Source organism: Dellaglioa sp. CoH-56-MRSF-10 (assembly GCF_056782175.1).
On record NZ_JBXAYF010000002.1, the window covers coordinates 305,712 to 326,715 of the forward strand.

The window sequence follows — 21,004 nt, forward strand, 5'->3', positions numbered from 1 at the left end:
GCTTCTTGTACTTCTTGTACTTCTTGTACTTCTTGTACTTCTTGTACTTCTTGTACTTCTTGTACTTCTTGTACTTCTTGTACTTCTTCATTAGTTTGGTGATTGGTACTTACAAATGCAAGTTCTTCACGTGACAAAACTTCAGGTTTATTTTTAAAAACGGCTAATTCATTTTGAGCCTCATTCTCAGAAACTGATATTTCAAATAATCCTCGAGCTAAAGCGTGCTTGTTATTAGCAACTACATTTATATTTGCTTTTTTTATCTGTTCATTTTTTTCATCAAACACATCAGGCTCTAAATTTGTATTTTGTAATAAAGTATCTTCTTGTTTATTATCTTCGATTACTGAATCTACTTCTGGTACTATTTTTTTAGCTACACTATCCACAGAATATAACGTATTTTCATCATTATTAGATACTTGATTTTCCTCTTCAGCAAAATCATCAAACAGTAAATAAGTATCCTTTGCTTTAGTTAATTGAACTAAAATTTTCCGATACCTTACGTTTTTATTTTGCTTTTTATTTGTAAAAAATGTGGGGATTTGTTTTGGTTTGAAACCTCGAGAATAGCGATTAATTTGTGCTTTTTCACTTTGACTATCTATCTTTGTCTCTTTGCGCGCAAATTTCTCATTGTGATGTGGTTTATTTACATCTTTTTTTAACGTTTTCTTATAAAATGCAGGTCCATCGTAACGCTCCATTAATTTCATCCTAACTATGTAAAAAACTAATTGCAATAACCGCAATTAGTTTTTATAAATCTATATTATGCAAATAATTTGGCTGCCTTCTCAAAATCGAATGCATCACCAACATGATTCATCTTTTCATCTAAAACTAAAATACCATGGACAGTTGGAGCATTAGGAATAGCCAACTCTTGAGCTGAACAAACCATGCCATAACTATCAATACCACGTAATTTACCCGGCCAAATAATAGCCCCAGTTGGCATCATTGCGCCAACTTTAGCAACAACAACAAGCTGACCTTGTTCAATATTAGGTGCACCACAAACGATATCTAGTGTCTCACCATTATTGACTTCAATTTTTGTGATATGCAAATGATCAGAATCAGGATGTTCATTACATTCAGCTACATATCCCACAACAAATTTAGGATCGTCATCGACAACAAGTACATCCTTAAATCCAGCAGCAACGATAAGTTGATTTAATTTTTCTACTTGTTTTTCATCTAAAAAGATTTGTCCGTTACCTACTAAATCAAGTGATTCTTTAGAGATTTCTAGAAAATTAAATCCCAACGTTTCATTCGATTTTTCATTGAAAATACGAACGACATTATTTTTTAATTCTGACTTTTGGTTTTCTACCTCTTCACGTAAAACAACCATTAATGTATCGCCAACGTTCTTTAAATTATAACTTGCTATTAACATATTTATTTATGAGTTCCCTTCTTATTATCACTAATGACTAAGACGTCACATGGCGCATTTCTTAGAATTGCATCTGTTGTTGATCCATTCACAAATCTTTCAACAACGTTAGCCCCTGTTTGCCCAACCATAATTAAATCAATATGTTTTTCTTCTGGTATTTCACGACTTAATAAAACTTTAGAAGATCCATATACTAAAATAGTTTCAACATCAATAACGCCCTTATCTATCGCAATTTGTTTGTAGTCGGCTAAGGTATCATTTAATCGCTTAACTTCAGTTGTAACGTCATCTTCATCTTCAGAAAATGTATTGTCAACACTTCGCTCAACAACATGTACAACTATTAAACTAGCCTCGTTTTTTAAAGTACTCTCAACTGCCTGATTAAATGCACGTTCAGATTGCACACTTCCATCTATCCCGACCATTACTCTTTTATAAACTTGTTCAAACATCACTATCACCCCAATGGTTTAGTCTAATTTGTTCATAAATGATTCGATTTGTTCTTTCGTTTTACGCTCTTTATTCACATAACGATCAAGCTCAACACCGTTATTGTATGCAACAAAACTCGGAATACCAAAAATACCCCAATCTTGGCAAAGTTCAATTTGTTCATCGCGATCTACTTTATAGAATTTAAAATCGGAATACTCTGCTTCAATTTCAGGCATTAATGGTTCAATAAAGTTACAGTCTGGACACCAACCTGCCGTAAAATAAAACAATGATTTACCATTCAATAATAATTCATTTAATTTATCTTTTTCTAAAACTTTTAATTTTTCCAATCTAACTACCCCTTAATGATTGTATCGACAGTTGAACGGTCCAATCCTAAAATTGTTTTTTCAAGTAATTCTTTTGCTGCTTCATAGTCTCTGATTGAGAACATTGTTTGATGCGTATGAATATAACGTGCACAAACGCCAATAACAGAACTTGGAATACCATTATTTGCTGTTTGAGCTGCGCCAGCATCAGTACCACCTTGAGAAACAAAGTACTGATAAGGAATATTGTTATCCGAAGCAGTATCCAATAAAAATTCTTTTAATCTAGGAAGCGTTACTAATCTTGGATCATAAATTCTGATCAACGTTCCTTCACCAAGATGTCCAAATGTTCCCTTTGTTGTTTCAATATCATTTGCTGCTGAACAGTCGACAGCAAAAAATAAATCAGGTTTCAGCATATTTACTGCACCTGGCGTGCCTCGTAGTCCAACTTCTTCTTGAACATTAGCACCAGCGAATAAAGTATTTGGTAATGTTACGTCTTTTAATTTTTCAAGTGTTTCCAGTACTGCAGTACAACCGTAACGGTTATCCCATGCCTTACTAATAATATTTTTACCATTAGCTGTTTTAATTGTTTCAACATCCGGAACAATATAATCTCCTGGTGCAATACCAAACTCTTTTGCTTCACTTGCAGATTCAAATCCACCATCAAATAAAATATCATTAATTTGTGGTGTTGCATTTTGATGATTATCACCACGCAATAAATGAGGTGATACTGAAGAAGAAATTATTGGGTACGTTTGACCTGATCGTGTTGTTAGTGTGAATCGTTGTGAAGAAACAACAAATGGATTCCATCCACCAAGTGGGCGAACTGAAAATAACCCATTGTCATTAATTGCGGCAAGCATGAATCCAACTTCGTCCATATGAGCAGCGGTCATAATTTTAGGTGCATTTATATCTGCATTTTTACGGATACCAAAAATCCCACCCAAACCATCCTGAACAACCTCATCAACATTTGGTGTCATTTTTTCGCGCATTACATCACGTACGTTATTTTCAAATCCACTTGTTGCCTGAAGTTCAGTCATTGTTTTAACTAAATTAAACGTTTTATCATTCATATTAGAGAGCCCCTTTTCATTTTATTGGACGAATTAGTCCCAATTTTGTCTACTCACTTAGCTTAATATTTCTTACTTTATATTATATAATAGTACCATAAAAGAATCCATGAATGTAGCTTAGTTACTATGTAACGGCGTTTTTACAAAAAAAATCTGGAATTTTTATTCCAGATTTTTAGACGTATTAAAATGTGCTTCTAACTTATAGATAGGCTGTCCCTTTTTACTAAATTTTTCTTCATATTCAGTCATGACATTATCTTCAGCTTCAACGCTTGCATGTAAATCAAGCCAAACTTGATCATAACCCATTCCATACTCATTTAAACTAACTAATGAGTATTCAAACAAGCCACGATTATCTGTCTTAAATTCAAGATGACCATCATTTTTCATAACTTTTTCATAGCCTTTTAAGAAACTGCCATGAGTAAGTCGACGTTTGGCTTGTCTTGTTTTAGGCCAAGGATCTGAAAAATTCAAATAAATGCCATCAACTTCATTATCATCAAAAAATTCAGTTACCGAATCACCGTTACCTAAAATTAATTGTAAATTTGGAATTTGTGCTTCAACTTGTTTCTTCAACGTAATTGCTGCAATTGTCGTTTGCAATTCAATTCCGATAAAATTATATTCCGGAAATTTTCTAGCCATTCCCATAATAAATCCACCCTTACCCATACCTATTTCAATAAAAAGTGGTTGTTTTTTCTCAAATCTTGATTGCCATTTACCCTTAAACTGATTAGGTGATGTTACAAGTAGTTCCGGATGTTCTGCAATTAACGGTTCAGCCCATGCTTTATTTCTTAATCTCAACTTATATATCCTCATTTCATTTGATAAAGTAAGTGGGGCTAGAACGTATTAATCGTTTTAGCCCCACTTACTTTTTAATCCATTTTTATATTATATTTTTGTAATTCTATTATTGCCTGATTCATTTCATGAAATCGACTTAATTGATGTGCTTTTTTTATTCGTTGTAATTTTGCTATTATAATGTACCAGTTTATTCTGTTTAATAAATCGTTATTCTCCAATGACTCATGATAACCACTCAGCCAACTACTCCATTGTGTATCTGGAATGTATTCAGACATAACTAAGCTCAAATCCATAGCAGGATCAGCAATTTTTGCTGACTCCCAATCAACTAAATATAATTGATTAGTATCAGACTGTAACCAATTTCGATGATTCAAATCACCATGACAAACTGTATACTTATCCGTTGATAGTTCAGGTTGATGTTCATTTAATTGCTGAAACATTTTTGATAGCAAGGGGTGCTGCTTTAAATCATCACTCAAATCGTCAAAATAATTAGCTAATAAGCCACTAGGTGTGATAACTTCTCCACCAACCTGTCTCAACATATTTTTTAATTGCTTTGAGCGATGAATTTTAGATAATAATTCAGGAACCATTTTTTGATCCATTTCATCAGAATGAAGGTTTCGTCCATTTAGCCACTCTTGTGCAGTTATTGTATCCCCACTTGAGATTCGCTTAGTCCAAATTAATTTTGGTGTAATACCAGCAACTGAGAGCGCAGCTAAAAAAGGTGACATATTTTGTTTCAAAAACACCTTTTCTTGTGCACGTGTACCCATGTATGCAGTGCCTGTATCTCCACCAATTGGTAACAATTGCCAACCGGGATCTAAATTAAAATCCATACTATTATTACCTCTTTTTCCCGACTAAGCTCTGATGCTATAGTTTCATCTTACAAACATCCCTATTATACGTCAAGGATTTTTTTAACTCTGGTAACTAAGTAAACATTAGTAAACAGCATTATTTCCACTAAACTCACCAAAACACCATAACCCATCATTAAAAATTGTCCTGTACCAATATAGATTGCGATATTAAAAAGTACTGCACTTACACTTATAATTGTTAATGTAAACTTTTTGAAATTCTTAATTTGATACTCTTTTCCTTTTGGATATAGTCTAGTAAAAATAATATTATCGTAATGTTTTGCAAAAGGTAACAATTGAAAACCAATCAGATAAATAAATAAGATTAAAAATGCGAGTGCTAGCCAACCATTTGAAATAAATGCAATAATTAGCGCTCCAATTAGAGTTAATCTAATAAATAAGCCACTAAATTCAGTTCCGCGAATAAATCCCCTTGCATATAAAAATGTATAAACATTTGCGTCATCTTTTTTAATATGATTTAAAATGAAATCAAGGTACACTCTTCTCTTAACATTCCCTCTAACCATTGGTACATCAGTAAATAAATTAAAGAAACGGTAAATCCCTAACATTCTATTTTCTTCAAAACTGATTGCTTTTTTCCAATCAAAGATTTCCTTAAATCCTTTTGCAGCTAGCTGATTTAAAACAAAGCTACTTAAAATAGCAACGATAAAACTCAGAATAAACGTACCATATAATCCAAGGATATAAATCAAAATAGGCAATAAAATATTAACTAATTTGATACTTCCCCAACTAAACCGGTTATTTTGATATTTTTCAAGTAATGAAATGACTAACCAATTATTTTTCAAGCATAGTTGCGTTAAAATCAAGAAAATAATATTGATTACTGAGATTTTCATTCCAATCATCATAACTGGGATAAGTAACACAATAAATCCAACTTGCATTAAGCTGGCCATAACTGTTGAATAGCGTTTTGCCTTTTTTAAATAACTAATTAATGCATGTTCCTGTGGTAAAAGAAAAACAATATCCGCTTCTTTTAATAACGTACTTAAACGGCCGATTTGTAAAATCACCAGTAATCCAATCACTAATGCAGGCCGATACCAAACTAAATTAACAGGCATCACCTTTAGCCCATTTGAATAAGCCAAACCAAGTCCACCAACAAAAAACATAATTGCAACAACAAAATGATCATTCAAAACATATCGTAAATATTTTAATAATAATAACTGATGACTTTTTAAACGTGTTGTCCATAAGTCTTTCATTTTGTTACCTCTTCCTTAGTTAAACCAAGATAAATTTCATCTAAGGAAGCATCTGGATTCTTATAGGCTTGTCTTAATTCAACCATTGTTCCTTGTGTTTTAATTTCACCTTTATTCAGTAAAATGAACCAATCGCAATACTTTTCAGCTGTGGCTAAAACGTGAGTTGACATTAAGACACTTGCGCCACGCTTCTTTTCAGCAACAATTAACTCTAATAAATCGTTAATTGCTAAGGGGTCTAGCCCGAGAAATGGCTCATCAATAACATAAAAATCAGATTCTGTTAAAAAAGCACAGACAATCATAACTTTTTGTTTCATCCCTTTTGAAAAGTTAGCGGGAAACCATTCTAACTTGTTATCAAGTCTAAATATTTTAAGTAATTCATTAGCTTTTTTCCATGCCTTAGTTTCATTCAATCCATAAGCCATCATTGAGAGTTCAATGTGTTCTTTTAATGTTAATTCTTCATAAAGAATAGGCGTTTCAGGAATATATGCTAAATGTGATTTATAAGCCTGGCTATCTTCCCTTAAGGTTACGCCATTTAATTTAATAGTTCCTTTTTGCGGGGTTAATAACCCAATTATATGATTGATTGTAGTCGATTTACCTGCACCATTTAAACCAATTAAGCCAACGACATTTCCAGGTTTAACTTCAAAAGAAATATCTTTTAAAACTGGTATTTGAGAGTAACCACCCACTAAATTTTTAACTTCTAATGTCATTTTCTAATTCCCCATTTACAATTTATTTATGCCTTTAATTATATCATATTATGGTGAATTATCATTCATGATGTATAATAAAAGTATTAACTAACTTTGAAAGAAGGCAAACATATGACTGACTGTATTTTTTGTAAAATAATTGCCAATGATATTCCTAGTTTCACCGTATACGAAGATGAAGACATTAAAGCATTTCTTGATATCTCACAAACAACCCCAGGCCATACACTTGTTATTCCAAAAAAACATGTTGCTAATATTTTTGAATATGACCAAGCACTCGCTAGTAAAGTTTTTTCTAAAATTCCAATGATTGCTTCCGCAATTAAAGTAAGCAATCCAGATATTCAAGGGATGAATATCGTCAATAATAACGGTGAACTAGCTTACCAATCTGTTTTTCACTCACATTTTCATTTAATTCCTAGATACTCAACAAAAGATACTTTTAAAATGTCATTCAAGGATAATTCCAAGAAGTACACATCCGAGCAACTTGAATCAATTATGATGTCAATCAAGAATAAGATTGGAGAAAAATAATGTCAAAAACACTTAAACGAATTAGTTTGTTATCAATTATTGGTGGGTCAGCATACTATGCCTATAACCATAGAGATGAACTTATTACTTTTGTTGCAGATAAAAAAGTTCAGTTAAAAGCAGATTTTTCTGACTATCAAAATGATATCAATCGCGTAACTAATTCATCAAAAAAATTGCAGTATGCTACAGATCATCTGAATACGATTATCGAAGAAACATTACCCATCGTCGATTCCATTAGCAATCGTATAGAAAAGTTTACTTATGAGATCGAGCCAAATATCAATAAAATTAATAAAAAATTAGAAAAGTATCAATGAATTAGGCTTTTAAAAGTTTGATTTTTTTGTGAATTTTCGGTCATTTACTTTCATTATATGATAATTATGTTATATTAAACGTATTAGTCTTTCATTGAGAAGACAAAAAATTTAAGAAATAGGATGTGTTAGGTTATGAAAAAATGGCTTGTTGCTTTAGCCGGCGTACTATTAACATTTACATTAGCGGGTTGTGGGAGCTCAACAGTTGCAACTACTTCAGGTGGTAAGGTTACAGAAAGTGCTTACTACGATAGTTTGAAGAAAACTTCAAGTGGTACATCAATTTTACAACAAATGATTTTGAACAAAGTATTGGAAAAACAATATGGTGATGATGTTTCTGATAAAGAAGTCACAAAACAATACGATACTTATAAAGCTAAATATGGTTCAAGTTTCTCATCTGTCTTATCACAAAACAGTATGACAAAGACTAGTTTTAAAGCAGAATTACGTTCTAACTTACTTTTAAAAGCTGCTGTTAAACATTACAGTGATTTAAGTTCTACAGCTGTAGATAAGCAATGGGAAGAATACCAACCAACTATTACAGTTCAACGTATTCAAGTTGCTTCAAAATCAGATGCAGAAAAAATCATCAAACAACTTGATGAACAAAAGACTGCTAAAAAGTTAACTGACAAATTTACTGCATTAGCTAAATCAAAATCAACAGATACAACTTCTGCAAGTACTGGTGGTACTTTAGCTGCATTTAACAATACAGATACAACACTAACAGCAGAATTTAAAAAAGCTGCATTTGATTTAAAACAAGGTAAATATACAACTACACCTGTTAAAACAACAGCAGGTTATGATGTAATCTTGAGTGTTAAAAATGCTGGTAAAGGTAAAAAAGCCGATCACATTTCTGACTTAAAAGAACAAATTGTTACTGAAACTATGGCTGACTCAACTAAATTACAAAAAATTGTTGGTAAAGTTCTTAAAAAAGGTAACGTATCAATCAAAGATGATGACTTGAAAGATGTTCTTTCAAGCTACTTATCATCATCTTCTTCATCTTCAAAATAAATACATCAAAACATCAGATTATATCTGGTGTTTTTTTTTCGAAAAAAATATCTCAATGGAATTTATCCATTGAGATATTTTTCAATTTAATTATTTGTTACATTACTGTCAGCATGTGGTTTATAGAAATTTCGACCATCCATACCAAATATACGTTCAGAAAATTCGCCCTCTTCTGTATGAGCCAATGACCCTTTCAACATTTGAATTGATGCATCAATATTATCAATTTGATGTAAAACATCTGCTTCAATTAAATGAGGTTGCACTGGTGAACCATACTCTAGTAACCCATGATGCGCAAGAACAACGTGACGTAATAAAATCATGTCTTCTGTCTGAAGATCAATTTTTAATTCACCTGCTGCTTTAACAATTTCTTCATCAATTAATACAATATGCCCAATTAAATTTCCAGCTAATGTATAAGTTGTTGCCACAGAACCTGATAATTCGATTGTTTTTCCTAAATCATGTAAAATCACACCTGCGTAAAGTAATGGTGCATTAATCACATCACCATATTCGGCAACAATTGATTTAGCTAATCGCAACATTGAAAGTGTATGGTAGGCTAACCCACCAGAAAATGCGTGATGATTTTTCTTTGCAGCGGGATAACTGAAAAAATCATCATGTTTTTCGGCAATGAGATATCTTACAATTCGATTCCAATTTGGGTTTGTAATTTCAAAAATAGCTTTATTAAATTCTTCTTCCATCTCATCTTTTTTCATTGGTGCACTAACGACAAATTGACTCGGATCATTAGGTTCACCCTCTTCAGTCAATCTAATATGATAGATTTTCATCTGTGGATTATTTTGGTAAACTTCACGTTTTCCTTTTATAAAGGCAACTTTACCCGTTTGAAATTGTTCAATTGCCTCTGGCGTTGCATCCCAAAGCTTAGCGCTAATTTGGCCTGAACTATCTTCAAAATTAAATGCAATAAATTGCTTATTATTCTTTGTATTTCTAACTTCTGCACTCTTAATTAAAACAAATAATGCTACGTTTTCGTCAACTTTATATTCAAATATTTTTTTCTCTTGTGCCATGTCCATCCTCCTATAACTTAATTATTTTATCGTTATCAAATCCAGTTAATCCTGAATCATCTGCCGTTAAATAAATAATTTGAACTTTTTTACTTATTTCTCGTATTAGTTTTAAAACGGCATTTTTTCTGTTTTTATCAAAATTAACAAACCCATCATCAATAATTAATGGTAATTCGATTGATTTATTAATTGTCATGATTAAAGCAAATCTAAGTGCGATATATAGCTGCTCTGCTGTTCCTTGTGACAATTCTCCCACTTCAAATGATACCATATCAGAAGAAACGACGGTTAATAATCCTGATATATTATTTATTTGTGTAAAATGGCCTAATGTTAATAGTTCAAAATAATGATTTGCTAATTGCAACATTTGTGGCATTCTAACCCCAGAAGAGTCTTTTAATGCCTCGTTAATCCAATTAATAGTTAACTTTTGAGTTAACCATTTATCAGCTAATTCACTTAAAATTGTAACTTTTTCAGCCAACTCTTGTCGAAGTTCTGTATAATTCCCTTCTGCCTTCAAAGTCCGTAATAACGTCTGTTGATCAATAATCTCCTGATTAATGTTCATTATACTATTTTGCAATTGTTTCAATTGTTCTGTAAGCTCATCTAATTGTTCATCTAAACTTTCTTTCGTTTCAAATCTAGCAAGATTTTTTCTAACCTCCACAGGAAGCTGCTCATTAATTGTATCCAATTTAGATTTGTCTTGAACAAATTGCTTTTGTAAATCGTAATTTTTTTCAAATTGCTCAATTGACGTTAAATGATATTGCGTTAATATTTCATTAATTTGATTAGAAATATCAGCAGTCACATTATCTTCATGCTTTTGTTGTTCATTTAAATAGCCCATTTTATTTTTTATTGATTGTGATTCAGCAATTAAAGGTTGTAATTTATCATTAAAGCCTCTAATTCTAGCTAAACTATCTGCCATATCACTTTTATTTAGTGCTAGAAAACTATCAGCAAAATCTGTCTGATTCAAATAATTTTTTATCTTGTCAGTTAACGTTTTAATTTCTGCTGATTTTTGACTAATTTGATCTGTTATAGACTGTATTCGACTTAAGTCATTTTGAATTGAGAACCACTGATTCTTTGGAAAATCATCTAAAACGTATTGAATTTGATAATCCGTTAATTCAGTATCAGTTTGTCTCAATTGTTCGTCCAGTTCACCTATCTTCAATTGATTTTCATCAATTTCTGCAGTAATCATTTGTCTTTTATTTTGTATTTGCATCAGAGCATCACTACTTGATTTATCCTTAGAATTAGACTGCTTAAATACAATTATGGTATATACAACTATCATAATATCTAGTATCAATCCCATTATTTTAAACGGCATTGGTAAGATCATACTTAGTACAAATAGTATAACACTTACCCCTACTAAGATACTTTGTTGTGTAGACCATTTACTTTTTTGTACTTGATTTTTTTGATCAATTGATTGATTTAAATCTAAAATATCTTGTTTTTTCGTCAATTGCTTTTGTTCAATTTCTTGAAGTATTCGTTTATTGCTCTCTTCAGATTTAATTAATGTGACAATATTTTTAAAATCATCAGGATCAAACGCTATTGGAACTTTTCCGTTGATATTTTGATATTGCATCATTAACCGTTCTTGTTCTGTTAATAGTTGGTTTAAACTCGTCTGTTCTAATACAACTTTATCTAAATATTGTTGATTATCAGCTAATTGTTCAAATAATATATCAAAATCAACTTTATTGTTTTCATAAAAATTTATTAAATTTAATGCTGCTAAATTTTCTTTTTCATCAACTACACTCTGATTAATCGATTTTAACCTTTCATTATTTATCTTTTGTTTCTCTAGTAAATTTTGTATTTTTTGATAATTATCAACAGAAATCATAGCATCTTCATCAGTTTGTTTTAGCTTATCCGTCAACTCATTAGATTGTTCATATATTGACCAATTTTGCTTTAATTGTTCGTAGCGTTGGTAATCTTTGGTTAGATTATATTGTGTTGTTTGTAGCCCTTTAATTTGTTCCCTATTTTGATCTAACTTTTTTTGTGTCTCAACATATTCCGGAAATTTCTGTTTGGCAATATTTATTTTATTAACTAAATCATTGTATAACGCAATTTCCTTATTTAACTCAGTTACACGACCTGCTGGCTTATAGACGTGATCGGCATCTTTTTGAATTTTTTTAGTTAATTCTAACCATTCTTGACTACCAACTGCTCCCATCGTCGTTAGATACTCATTTAAATCTTCATTCGTTAAATTAAATACTTGGTTTAACGCCTGCTGATTAAATGAAAATACTTGATTGTATAAATTTTCATCGACTGGATTTAGCCATTCATGCAGCTTACTACTAGCTACTTTCATCCCATCATCACTTTTAACAATAGATACCTTGCCACCAGATTTACCTTGTGTACGAGTTAGTCGATAAGCATCGTTACCAATTAATAATTCCAACTCTCCACCATATGTGGATGAGTCTTTAGGCAGATATTGTTGGTACTTCTTTTTCGCATTTGCAAATCCAAATAACATACTCAATACGAATGCTGTTAACGTCGATTTACCTGCTTCATTCAGACCAAAAATAACCTGATTCGTTTGATTAAAATCAAACGTTTTATCATGCCACTTCCCAAATCCGTAAATTTTAACTTTAGTTATTTTCATCTATATGACCCTCTATCGCTTGATTTTCATGAAGCAATGTTTTTGAATTTTCTTGTAATTCTACTAAATGTCCCGTTTCTAATAAGTACGTATTAAGTTCCGGAATTTGTAATAATTTATCAGCGAGTTCAGTCATTCCATCATCAGTAAAAACACGTTTTGCGCTTTCTTCCCAGTATTGTTGATCAATTGATTCAAAAGCTACCTTTTTATTAATCACCGTTTTAATTTTAACAATCCAATAGTAATTATCTGGCATATGTTTTTGAATCCAAGCAGTTAATAAATCACCATTTTGAATGCGATTTACTAGGCTATCACTAAAATTATCTAAATCTGTGATTTGTATCACTATTAAATATGATTTATCTTTAGAAAAAAGTTGGCATTCAGCGTCAATCTTATCAATAGCATCTGATAGTGAATCAATTTTTGCCATTGAAATATTAACTGTTTCCCAATCAATTGTAGATGACGTTATAAATTTGGGAACCAACTTATTTCCATCACTATTCACTAGATAAAACCCTTTATCGCCTGATTCTTTACGGTGCCGACCTTGTGTATTTCCAGGATAGATAACTGGGGGTTGTTCATTCAAAATCTGTCTTACATGAATATGACCCAATCCCCAATAATCATAATTTTTCTGTAATAATTCTTTAACAGTAAATGGTGCATAACTTTCATCTGATATTGAATTTATACCCTCATTTGCCCCATGGATAAGCCCAATATGCCATTTCTCATCACCACGAACAGGATAATCAACGATTTTTGATGGTTCCCATCTATGTGCATAACTAAACCCAGTTAATCGAACTTCATCGCCATTTTTTAAAATGTGCGTCACTGTTTCAACTTCACTTGTAAATAAAGTTACATTTGATGGAAAAGTTAAATGATCTTGAGCATTATCAGAAAAATCATGGTTACCAAAACTCAAATAAACATTTATTCCGGCCTTTTGCAGTCGTTCACACTGACTAATTAACGTTGTTTGTGCCATAATACTCATCTCAGATGAATCATATAAATCCCCAACTAAACAAACAAAGTCTACTGATTCTTCAATAGCCGTATCTACGAGATTACTCAAAGCTTTAAATGTTGACTGATAAATCGAATCCATTAACTGACTTGGTACATTTTTTAATCCTCCAAAAGGACTATCTAAATGTAAATCAGCTGCATGAATAAATTTCATCTTCCCACTCCTTTATAAAAAAAAACCTGGTACAAAACATAATTGCTTTGCTTCCAGGATTTTTATTCGAATTAATTATGATATAAATCTTGTATTGGTTTTGTGATAATTGAATTAACTTCATTCATAATTTCACTTAAAACTTGTTCTTTAACCATTAAATCTTTGATTGTATCAAAATCACCGATTTTTTCTGAAAGATTATGAGCATTTTCAAGTTCTTCGTCTGTCATTTCTTCACCATTCATTTGTTTTTGTTGCAAAGACATTTGAATTGTTTGAAATTCTTTAAATAATTTATATGCAATTTCATCTTCTTGCATTTTTGTATAAGCTGATTTCAAAGCCTTATATTCTTCCGTTTGACTAAGATCTTGACTCATTTGGTTCGCTGTATCATAAATATTAACAACCATTTCTGATTCCTCCAATAATAATTTATATTAACTTAATTAGTGTATCATTTTTATCCATAATTTGCATTGATTTGTTCTAATTTCCAAACATCCCATTAATACTATCACTGAGCCATTTTTGGGCTTTTTTAGCAGAATCAGATAATTTATTTTTTATTTCATCTGTTTGCTTTTCTACTGATTCTAAAATACCATCTCCACTATCATTTGAACCGGTATTATTTGCTAAAGTAGTAGCAGATTTCGTTGAGAAGCTTGTCTGAGCAGTATTAGGTAATATACCTGACATTTCGCTTTTAAATAAGGAATCAACGATATCCCCACTTGAATTTCTTAGGTAATGAGTATCATCAGTTTGATCAAAACCAACCCATGTTGCGACAGTAATGTCTGGTGTATATCCAATAACCCACTGATCTTTCGTCCCATCTGTAGAACCTTTTTTAGCCTCTGTACTTCCCGTTTTACCAGCAACTGTATATCCAGCTGGGACAGCAAGTTCGCCAGTTCCTCCAGTTTCAAAGACACCCATCATCATACTTGTCATCGATTTAGCTACCTTACTACTCATAACTTTAGTTTCACTATTGTCTGAATTATTAACAATCGTTTTACCAGAAGCATCAACAATTTTAGTAATAAAATGAGCCTTTTTTTGAATACCACCATTAGCAAACGCAGTATATGCACTAGCCATTTCGTAGGGTGAGACACCAGTAGTTAAACCACCCAAAGCTAAATCTAAGTTTTTGTCCGAACTTTTAACCGGTATACCAAATTTTTTAACAGCATCGTATCCTTTATCAACACCAATTTTATTTAACAACCACACAGCTGGCGCATTTTTACTAAGTGCCAATGCCTTATACATTGGTATTTTACCTGCATATTGATTGTCGTAATTATTTGGTGAATAATTATTTGATCCATATGATTGTTTTTTATCTTTTAATTCAGAATCATAAAAATAGCCATCTTCTAAAGCAGGCATATATACGGCAATTGGTTTTAGTGTTGACCCCGGTTGGCGGTTAATCTGAGTCGCTCGATTATATCCCCTAAAAACGTGTTTACCTCGTCCACCAACAACTGCTGTCACACCACCATTCGTTGAATTAATAGCAATTGATCCACCCTGAGCTTTTGTCCCATCATCAGCATCCAAAGGGAACAAGGTAGAGTTATCAAATGATGTTTGCATAGCTTCTTGATGGGTCTGATCCATCGCCGTATAAATTTTATAACCACGATTCATAATATCTGATTCAGTTAACCCATAATTTTTAATTGCTTCACTAATAACGGCATCAAAATAATAAGGATATTTATAACCTGATTGATAATCGTACGTATCATTTAATGTAATACCCGTCTGCTTAGCACTTGATAATTCTGCACTAGAGATTTTTTTATTTTCATACATAACATTCAGAACAACATTACGCCTTTGTTTAGCTGCAACAGGATGATCTATCGGATTATATGCCCCTGGCGATGTTAACATACCCGCAATAACTGCAGCCTCACTAACAGTTAAATCTGAAGCACTTTTTCCAAAATATTTTTTAGAGGCATCTTGAACACCCCAAACGCCATTACCAAAATATGCATTATTTAAGTACATCGTTAGAATGTCTTTTTTTGAATATACTTTTTCCGTTTCAATTGAAATAAATATTTCTTTAGCCTTACGACTATAAGTTTGCTCCTGTGACAAGAATGCATTTTTAACAAGTTGTTGCGTTATAGTACTTCCGCCACCACTAATTGCACTACTTCCAGTTAATCGATTTTTAACCAATGAAACCACAGAACGTGCCATCCCTTTGATTGAAAATCCATATTCATGATAAAAATTACGATCTTCTGATGACAGTACAGCATTTTGAATATTGGGTGAAATCTTATTTAATGAAACGTAAGTACCCTTTTGAGAGTATAACGATCCTGCTTTATCGCCATCTTTATCAAAAACCTCAGTTGATTGTTGTAAAGCAGCTTTTAACCCACTAACATTTGTTGTTTTGGCTACATAAGTTAAATACGCACTCGAACCTAAAATAATTGCTAAAATAAAAATAGTCAACCATTTCCAACCATGCACAAATTTCCATCCCTGTCGAAACCAATTTTTAAATTGAATTAGATGTATTACAAACCAATTTTCATTTTTAGTTCTTTTATTTTCATTTTTCATTAGTTGTCCCCATATTTAATCTTAATATCATTTATTATTTTACCATAGCAATATTATAAAAAGTAAATTAGCCTTTTTATTATGATATTTTTAAATATTTAAAAAAAGACTAAGAAATGTAGATGTTATCTACTCCTTAGTCTCACAGTATTTTAAATTAAATTATCTGGATTTGCGTGTTCAGTAAAAATATCATAGACACGTTGTGCGGCCTGCTCATCTGAACTAATAATCATAATTGTATCATGTCCCGCAACAGTTCCAACAATATCCGGGAAGCCAAAATCATCGATAATTGCTGCCAGTAAATTACCGTTACTTGGAATCGTTTTAACAACATTCATAAATTGGATTTTAGTAATATTAGTAACGACTTCAAAAATAATTTCAAATAAATGAACTTCTTCACTTAAATTACCTGACTTAAAAATTGCGTATCTCAAATCACCTTGTTCATCTTGAGCTTTAACAATTTTCATTTCACGAATATCTCTAGAAATAGTCGCTTGAGTCGCCTTAATATTCACATGTTCCAATTCTGAAATCAAATCATCCTGCGTTGCAATTACTTTTTTATTAATTAACTGTTCAATTTTAGCTTGACGTATCTCTTTCTTCATAAGAATCCCTCTTTGAATGAGTATTTATTCTTAGTATAGCAAAAGAAATATGAATACTGAAATAATACGCTTAATTTAGGACGATTTTATTCATTTTATTGAATTTTGATTCAAATATAAGCATACCTGAATCTCTAATAATATAACCATCTAACACTAATTTCTGAATAACTCGTCCAACGGTTTCACGCCGCGTTCCACTAATCGTCGCAATATCTTCATGTGTAATCACATATGGGATTCGCAGACTATTCTCACCATGTTTATCGGCTAGATTCTCACTTAAATACTGTAACACTTGTGTTATCCGGGTTGTTGTATTACTACATACGGTTCTTAACCTTAACACTTCTGAACAATTTAAAATATTATCAATTTGCCCAAATAAGTACGCAGAAACTTCATAATGTGTTTTGATTAAATTCTCAATAAGTTCAACAGGAATCTTAGCGACCGTCGCTAGTGTAGCAGCACGACTTGAAACAGTATAATATTCACTCTGTAACATTCCACCAATTGGAAATATTTGTTTCGATGTAACATACATATAATTTTGAAAAATACCAGCTCGATCACCACGTTCAATTTTAACTAATCCATCCAAGACAACATAAATAAAATCACGTTTATCATTCATATCAAAAATAGTATTTCCTTTTAGAAATCTTTTAAATGTAATTTGTTCAAAACAAGCTCCTTGTTCATCCTCACTTAAACAACCAAACAACTCATGGTCAGAAAATTCTGATCGATACCTTTGTCTTTCTTTTTCTGTAATCATCCCTTTACTCCCTTAATACCTATATTTATGATATATAACTATCAACACTATCAGATTAAATATAGAATGTCGATTTATTTTTTCGGATTTTGGAGACCCTGGTTTATTTTTTTGATTCACTGATAGCTCTAAATCATTAATCTAACAGTACCAAAATGATAAAAATAAACTGGTCGTATTCGCACATCCATTTTGTGTTCAAACGCACAATCATCGTTAAAAAGTACATCTAACAATATTTAGATAAAATAAAAAAGTTAACAATTAAGTCAACTTTTTTATTAATTACATTTCTTTTGGTGCATTTACGCCTAATAATCTTAATGATTCTGTTAAAACGACGCTCACACTTTGAACGAGTGCTAAACGAGCTAATTTTTGATCATCTTCAACTAATATCTTTGAATTTGCATAGTATTTATTAAATGCTCTTGATAAATGAATAGCGTATTTAGCAATTACTGATGGTTCATATTCTTTAGCTGCACGTTTAATTATTTTAGGGAAGTCACCAAGTAACTTAATTGTATCCCATGCAGCAGGATCAGAAAGTTCATTGTTACTTTCACTAATTGAAACATCACCCGCTTTACGAATAATACTTTGTGCTCTAGCATTTGAATATTGGACATAGGGACCTGTTTCACCTTCAAAACGAACAACTTCTTCTAAAACAAAATCAAAATTATTCATACGTTCATTCTTTAAATCATGGAAAATAACAGCCCCAACACCAACATCTTTAGCAACTTGTTCAGCATTTGGTAGGTCAGGATTTTTATCTTGAATTTGTTTTTTAGCAAGGCTTGTAGCATCATCTAAAACTTCTTCAAGTAAAATAACACGTCCTGAACGAGTCGATAATTTCTTACCACCTTGTGTGATTAAGCCAAATGGAATGTGGTGCATATCATCTGACCAATCATTACCCATTTCCTTTAACACAGCCTTTAATTGTCTAAAATGGTTAGCTTGTTCATTTCCGACAACATACAATGACTGTACAAAATTATACGTCCGTTTACGGTAAATAGCAGCAGCTAAATCACGAGTAATATATAAAGTTGCCCCATCTGTTTTTTGAATCAAGGCAGGGTTTAAATCGTATTTTTCAAGATCAACAATTTCTGCGCCTTGGCTTTCTTTTAACAAATTTTTATCTTTTAACATTGTCACAACTTCGCCCATTTTATCATTATAAAAGGCTTCCCCTTTAAATGAATCAAATTGGACACCCAGCATATCATAAATTTTATTGAAAGCTGATAATGATTCTGCACGGAACCAAGTCCAAAGTTCGATTGCTTCTTCATCGCCATCCTCGAGCTTTTTAAACCATGCACGAGCTGCAACATCTAACTCTGGATTTTCTTCTGCTTCTTTATGGAAACGAACGTAGTATTCAAGTAATTTATTGATAGGATCAGCTTTAACTTCTGCTTCACTACCCCATAATTTATAAGCAGTAATTAACTTACCAAATTGAGTTCCCCAATCGCCTAAATGATTAATTTTAATTGGATTATAATTAATTTTAGCCAAGATGTTTGCAATTGAATTACCAATCACAGTTGAACGTAAATGTCCCATTGAAATAGGTTTAGCAATATTGGGTGATGACATATCAATTGGTACGTTACCATCATGACCAATATCAGATGCGCCATACTCACTGCCATTTGAAAGCACTTGTTCAATAATATCTTGACTAAATGCAGCCTTATTCAAGAAAAAGTTAACATATGGCCCAACTGCAGCAACTGACTCAAATTGACTTTGATCAATTTTCTCTACTAAGTCTTTAGCAATCATCTGAGGTGCTTTTCTAAATGCTTTAGCTAATGCAAAAGCTGGAAATGCATAATCCCCCATATCAGAACTTTTTGGTATTTCAATTTTGGCAATAATTTCTTCTTCAGTAAGGTTTCCATCAACGATAGCAACCAATGCTTGTGCAACTTGTTGTTTATAATTCATTATCCATTCCTCCTAAAATTGTATAAAAAAAGCCCCTTACAAATAATTATGTAAGAGACGAGAATTCCCGCGGTACCACTCTAATTGATTAATATCCACTCAAAATATTCAGTTATTTCTAAAAAGTACGATTCAACTAACGCTTTTATCTAGCTTCCATCAACCTAGACTTGCTTTAAAATTAATTAGTTTACTAGCTTTTATCATCGAATTTATAGTTTGATTGTAACAAATTAATATTATAAAAGATAGTGTTTTTAGAATTTAGGTTTGCTTTTGGTGAAATATTTCTTTACGACATCCCTTGAATCTGTCAATCTTGTAACATTATCATCAAAATGAATTGATACAAAAGAATAATACACAAGATCGACTGCATATAATTGAGCAATTAAAGAAGTAGTCGCTGCACTTCTGAATTTTTTATTTTCTTCACTATCGTCATGTTCTAAAATAATATTAGCTAATTTGGCCAATGTACTTTTTTTATTATGTGTTAAAACGATAACTTTTATTTTTTGTCGATTTGCAAGATTTGCTAACTTAATTGCATCCGTATTTTCCCCTGAATTTGATATCAAGAATAAAGTTGTTCCTTCTTTTAGTTGCGATAATCCAACGGCAATTAGATGTGTATCAAGTGTTTCTATAACAGACTTACCAACTCGAATAAATTTTTGTTGGAAATCTTTAGCTACAATTTCTGATGCTCCAATTCCATACGCATAGATTATTTTTGACTCTGCAATAACCTTCGCAGCATTAACGACTTCCTCATCTAATGTTTTATTTGATTCCTCAATCGTATGTTGTATCCGCATGGTTAATTTTTGTTGTGTCGTCACTAAATCATCTTTAGGATTAATTTCCTCGAGCATTGATTTATCATCTTGGATTTCTGCTGATAATTCTAATTTTAATCCTGGAAAACCAGTATCACTAATACTTTTTCCAAATCGCGTTATTGCTGCAGTGCTGACACCTACCACCTCTGCCATACTCTGTGTACTCATTCTTATTACTTTCTGAGGGTGCTCTAAAATAAACCGTGCTATTTTTCGCTCTACCTTTGTGTATTTATCCATATTTGCTTGTATTGTGTACAAATAATTACCCATACTTCTTAC

Annotated in this window: 21 protein-coding genes; 3 read left to right on the top strand and 18 right to left on the bottom strand. The window is 31.8% G+C overall.

Translation table 11 applies throughout. The features are described from left to right. The 9 genes from AC1RP4_RS03340 to AC1RP4_RS03380 all read right to left on the bottom strand — a co-directional run. Positions 1 to 713 (bottom strand): hypothetical protein (locus tag AC1RP4_RS03340; protein ID WP_481762407.1); only part of this gene is annotated, 713 nt, incomplete at its 3' end. A gap of 65 nt (positions 714 to 778) precedes the next feature. Then, positions 779 to 1,417 (bottom strand): YtpR family tRNA-binding protein, encoded by a 639-nt coding sequence (gene ytpR, locus AC1RP4_RS03345; RefSeq protein ID WP_481761194.1) that lies wholly within the window; start codon positions 1,415 to 1,417, stop codon positions 779 to 781. 2 nt (positions 1,418 to 1,419) lie between these two features. After that, complete coding sequence (locus AC1RP4_RS03350) at positions 1,420 to 1,878, bottom strand: universal stress protein (protein WP_481761193.1); 459 nt, start codon at positions 1,876 to 1,878, stop codon at positions 1,420 to 1,422. Positions 1,879 to 1,896: 18 nt separating this feature from the next. Beyond that, positions 1,897 to 2,217, bottom strand: coding sequence for a thioredoxin family protein (locus AC1RP4_RS03355; RefSeq protein ID WP_409022701.1), 321 nt, complete (start codon positions 2,215 to 2,217; stop codon positions 1,897 to 1,899). A 5-nt stretch (positions 2,218 to 2,222) separates the two neighbouring features. Further along, positions 2,223 to 3,302 carry a glutamyl aminopeptidase gene (gene pepA / locus AC1RP4_RS03360; protein ID WP_409022702.1) on the bottom strand — a complete coding sequence of 360 codons (1,080 nt, stop codon included), beginning with the start codon at positions 3,300 to 3,302 and terminating at the stop codon, positions 2,223 to 2,225. A gap of 165 nt (positions 3,303 to 3,467) precedes the next feature. Continuing rightward, entirely contained in the window at positions 3,468 to 4,127 is a 660-nt protein-coding gene (trmB, locus tag AC1RP4_RS03365) for a tRNA (guanosine(46)-N7)-methyltransferase TrmB (RefSeq protein ID WP_409022703.1), read from the bottom strand. A gap of 74 nt (positions 4,128 to 4,201) precedes the next feature. Then, positions 4,202 to 4,990, bottom strand: coding sequence for a phosphotransferase (locus AC1RP4_RS03370; RefSeq protein ID WP_481761192.1), 789 nt, complete (start codon positions 4,988 to 4,990; stop codon positions 4,202 to 4,204). Positions 4,991 to 5,055: 65 nt separating this feature from the next. Beyond that, the gene (locus AC1RP4_RS03375) at positions 5,056 to 6,273 is read right to left on the bottom strand and encodes an ABC transporter permease (RefSeq protein WP_481761191.1); all 1,218 of its coding nucleotides are present in this window, start codon (positions 6,271 to 6,273) and stop codon (positions 5,056 to 5,058) included. Continuing rightward, a complete protein-coding gene (locus AC1RP4_RS03380; protein ID WP_481761190.1) occupies positions 6,270 to 7,007 on the bottom strand; it encodes an ABC transporter ATP-binding protein in 738 nt (245 codons plus the stop codon). The genes AC1RP4_RS03375 and AC1RP4_RS03380 overlap by 4 nt, the downstream gene beginning before the upstream one ends. A gap of 114 nt (positions 7,008 to 7,121) precedes the next feature. Between AC1RP4_RS03380 and AC1RP4_RS03385 the strand changes: the two genes are divergently transcribed. The 3 genes from AC1RP4_RS03385 (at position 7,122) to AC1RP4_RS03395 (ending at position 8,917) form a co-directional block, all read left to right on the top strand. Further along, positions 7,122 to 7,553: an HIT family protein gene (locus AC1RP4_RS03385; RefSeq protein WP_481761189.1), complete on the top strand. Its 432-nt coding sequence runs from the start codon at positions 7,122 to 7,124 to the stop codon at positions 7,551 to 7,553. Beyond that, complete coding sequence (locus AC1RP4_RS03390; RefSeq protein ID WP_481761188.1) at positions 7,553 to 7,876, top strand: hypothetical protein; 324 nt, start codon at positions 7,553 to 7,555, stop codon at positions 7,874 to 7,876. The genes AC1RP4_RS03385 and AC1RP4_RS03390 overlap by 1 nt, the downstream gene beginning before the upstream one ends. Before the next feature lie 135 nt (positions 7,877 to 8,011). Next, entirely contained in the window at positions 8,012 to 8,917 is a 906-nt protein-coding gene (locus AC1RP4_RS03395) for a peptidylprolyl isomerase (RefSeq protein WP_481761187.1), read from the top strand. Between the two features lie 86 nt (positions 8,918 to 9,003). Here the strand turns inward: AC1RP4_RS03395 and AC1RP4_RS03400 are convergent, their stop codons facing one another. The 9 genes from AC1RP4_RS03400 to AC1RP4_RS03440 form a co-directional block, all read right to left on the bottom strand. Beyond that, on the bottom strand, positions 9,004 to 9,978 hold the full coding sequence (locus tag AC1RP4_RS03400) for a 3'-5' exoribonuclease YhaM family protein (RefSeq protein WP_481761186.1): 975 nt from the start codon (positions 9,976 to 9,978) through the stop codon (positions 9,004 to 9,006). Positions 9,979 to 9,988: 10 nt separating this feature from the next. Then, positions 9,989 to 12,679: an ATP-binding protein gene (locus AC1RP4_RS03405; RefSeq protein WP_481761185.1), complete on the bottom strand. Its 2,691-nt coding sequence runs from the start codon at positions 12,677 to 12,679 to the stop codon at positions 9,989 to 9,991. Then, positions 12,666 to 13,886, bottom strand: a complete 1,221-nt coding sequence (locus tag AC1RP4_RS03410) for a metallophosphoesterase family protein (protein WP_481761184.1) — start codon at positions 13,884 to 13,886, stop codon at positions 12,666 to 12,668. The genes AC1RP4_RS03405 and AC1RP4_RS03410 overlap by 14 nt, the downstream gene beginning before the upstream one ends. A 71-nt stretch (positions 13,887 to 13,957) precedes the next feature. After that, positions 13,958 to 14,302 (bottom strand): YlbF/YmcA family competence regulator, encoded by a 345-nt coding sequence (locus tag AC1RP4_RS03415; RefSeq protein ID WP_481761183.1) that lies wholly within the window; start codon positions 14,300 to 14,302, stop codon positions 13,958 to 13,960. Positions 14,303 to 14,378: 76 nt separating this feature from the next. Next, positions 14,379 to 16,499, bottom strand: a complete 2,121-nt coding sequence (locus AC1RP4_RS03420; RefSeq protein ID WP_481761182.1) for a PBP1A family penicillin-binding protein — start codon at positions 16,497 to 16,499, stop codon at positions 14,379 to 14,381. A 152-nt stretch (positions 16,500 to 16,651) separates the two neighbouring features. Next, positions 16,652 to 17,119: an arginine repressor gene (locus tag AC1RP4_RS03425; RefSeq protein WP_409022715.1), complete on the bottom strand. Its 468-nt coding sequence runs from the start codon at positions 17,117 to 17,119 to the stop codon at positions 16,652 to 16,654. A gap of 70 nt (positions 17,120 to 17,189) precedes the next feature. Beyond that, a complete protein-coding gene (locus tag AC1RP4_RS03430) occupies positions 17,190 to 17,900 on the bottom strand; it encodes a Crp/Fnr family transcriptional regulator (RefSeq protein ID WP_481761181.1) in 711 nt (236 codons plus the stop codon). A 285-nt stretch (positions 17,901 to 18,185) separates the two neighbouring features. Beyond that, positions 18,186 to 19,877, bottom strand: a complete 1,692-nt coding sequence (gene argS, locus AC1RP4_RS03435) for an arginine--tRNA ligase (RefSeq protein WP_481761180.1) — start codon at positions 19,875 to 19,877, stop codon at positions 18,186 to 18,188. Positions 19,878 to 20,134: 257 nt separating this feature from the next. Then, positions 20,135 to 20,995 (bottom strand): MurR/RpiR family transcriptional regulator, encoded by an 861-nt coding sequence (locus AC1RP4_RS03440; RefSeq protein WP_481761179.1) that lies wholly within the window; start codon positions 20,993 to 20,995, stop codon positions 20,135 to 20,137. Positions 20,996 to 21,004: the final 9 nt, after the last annotated feature.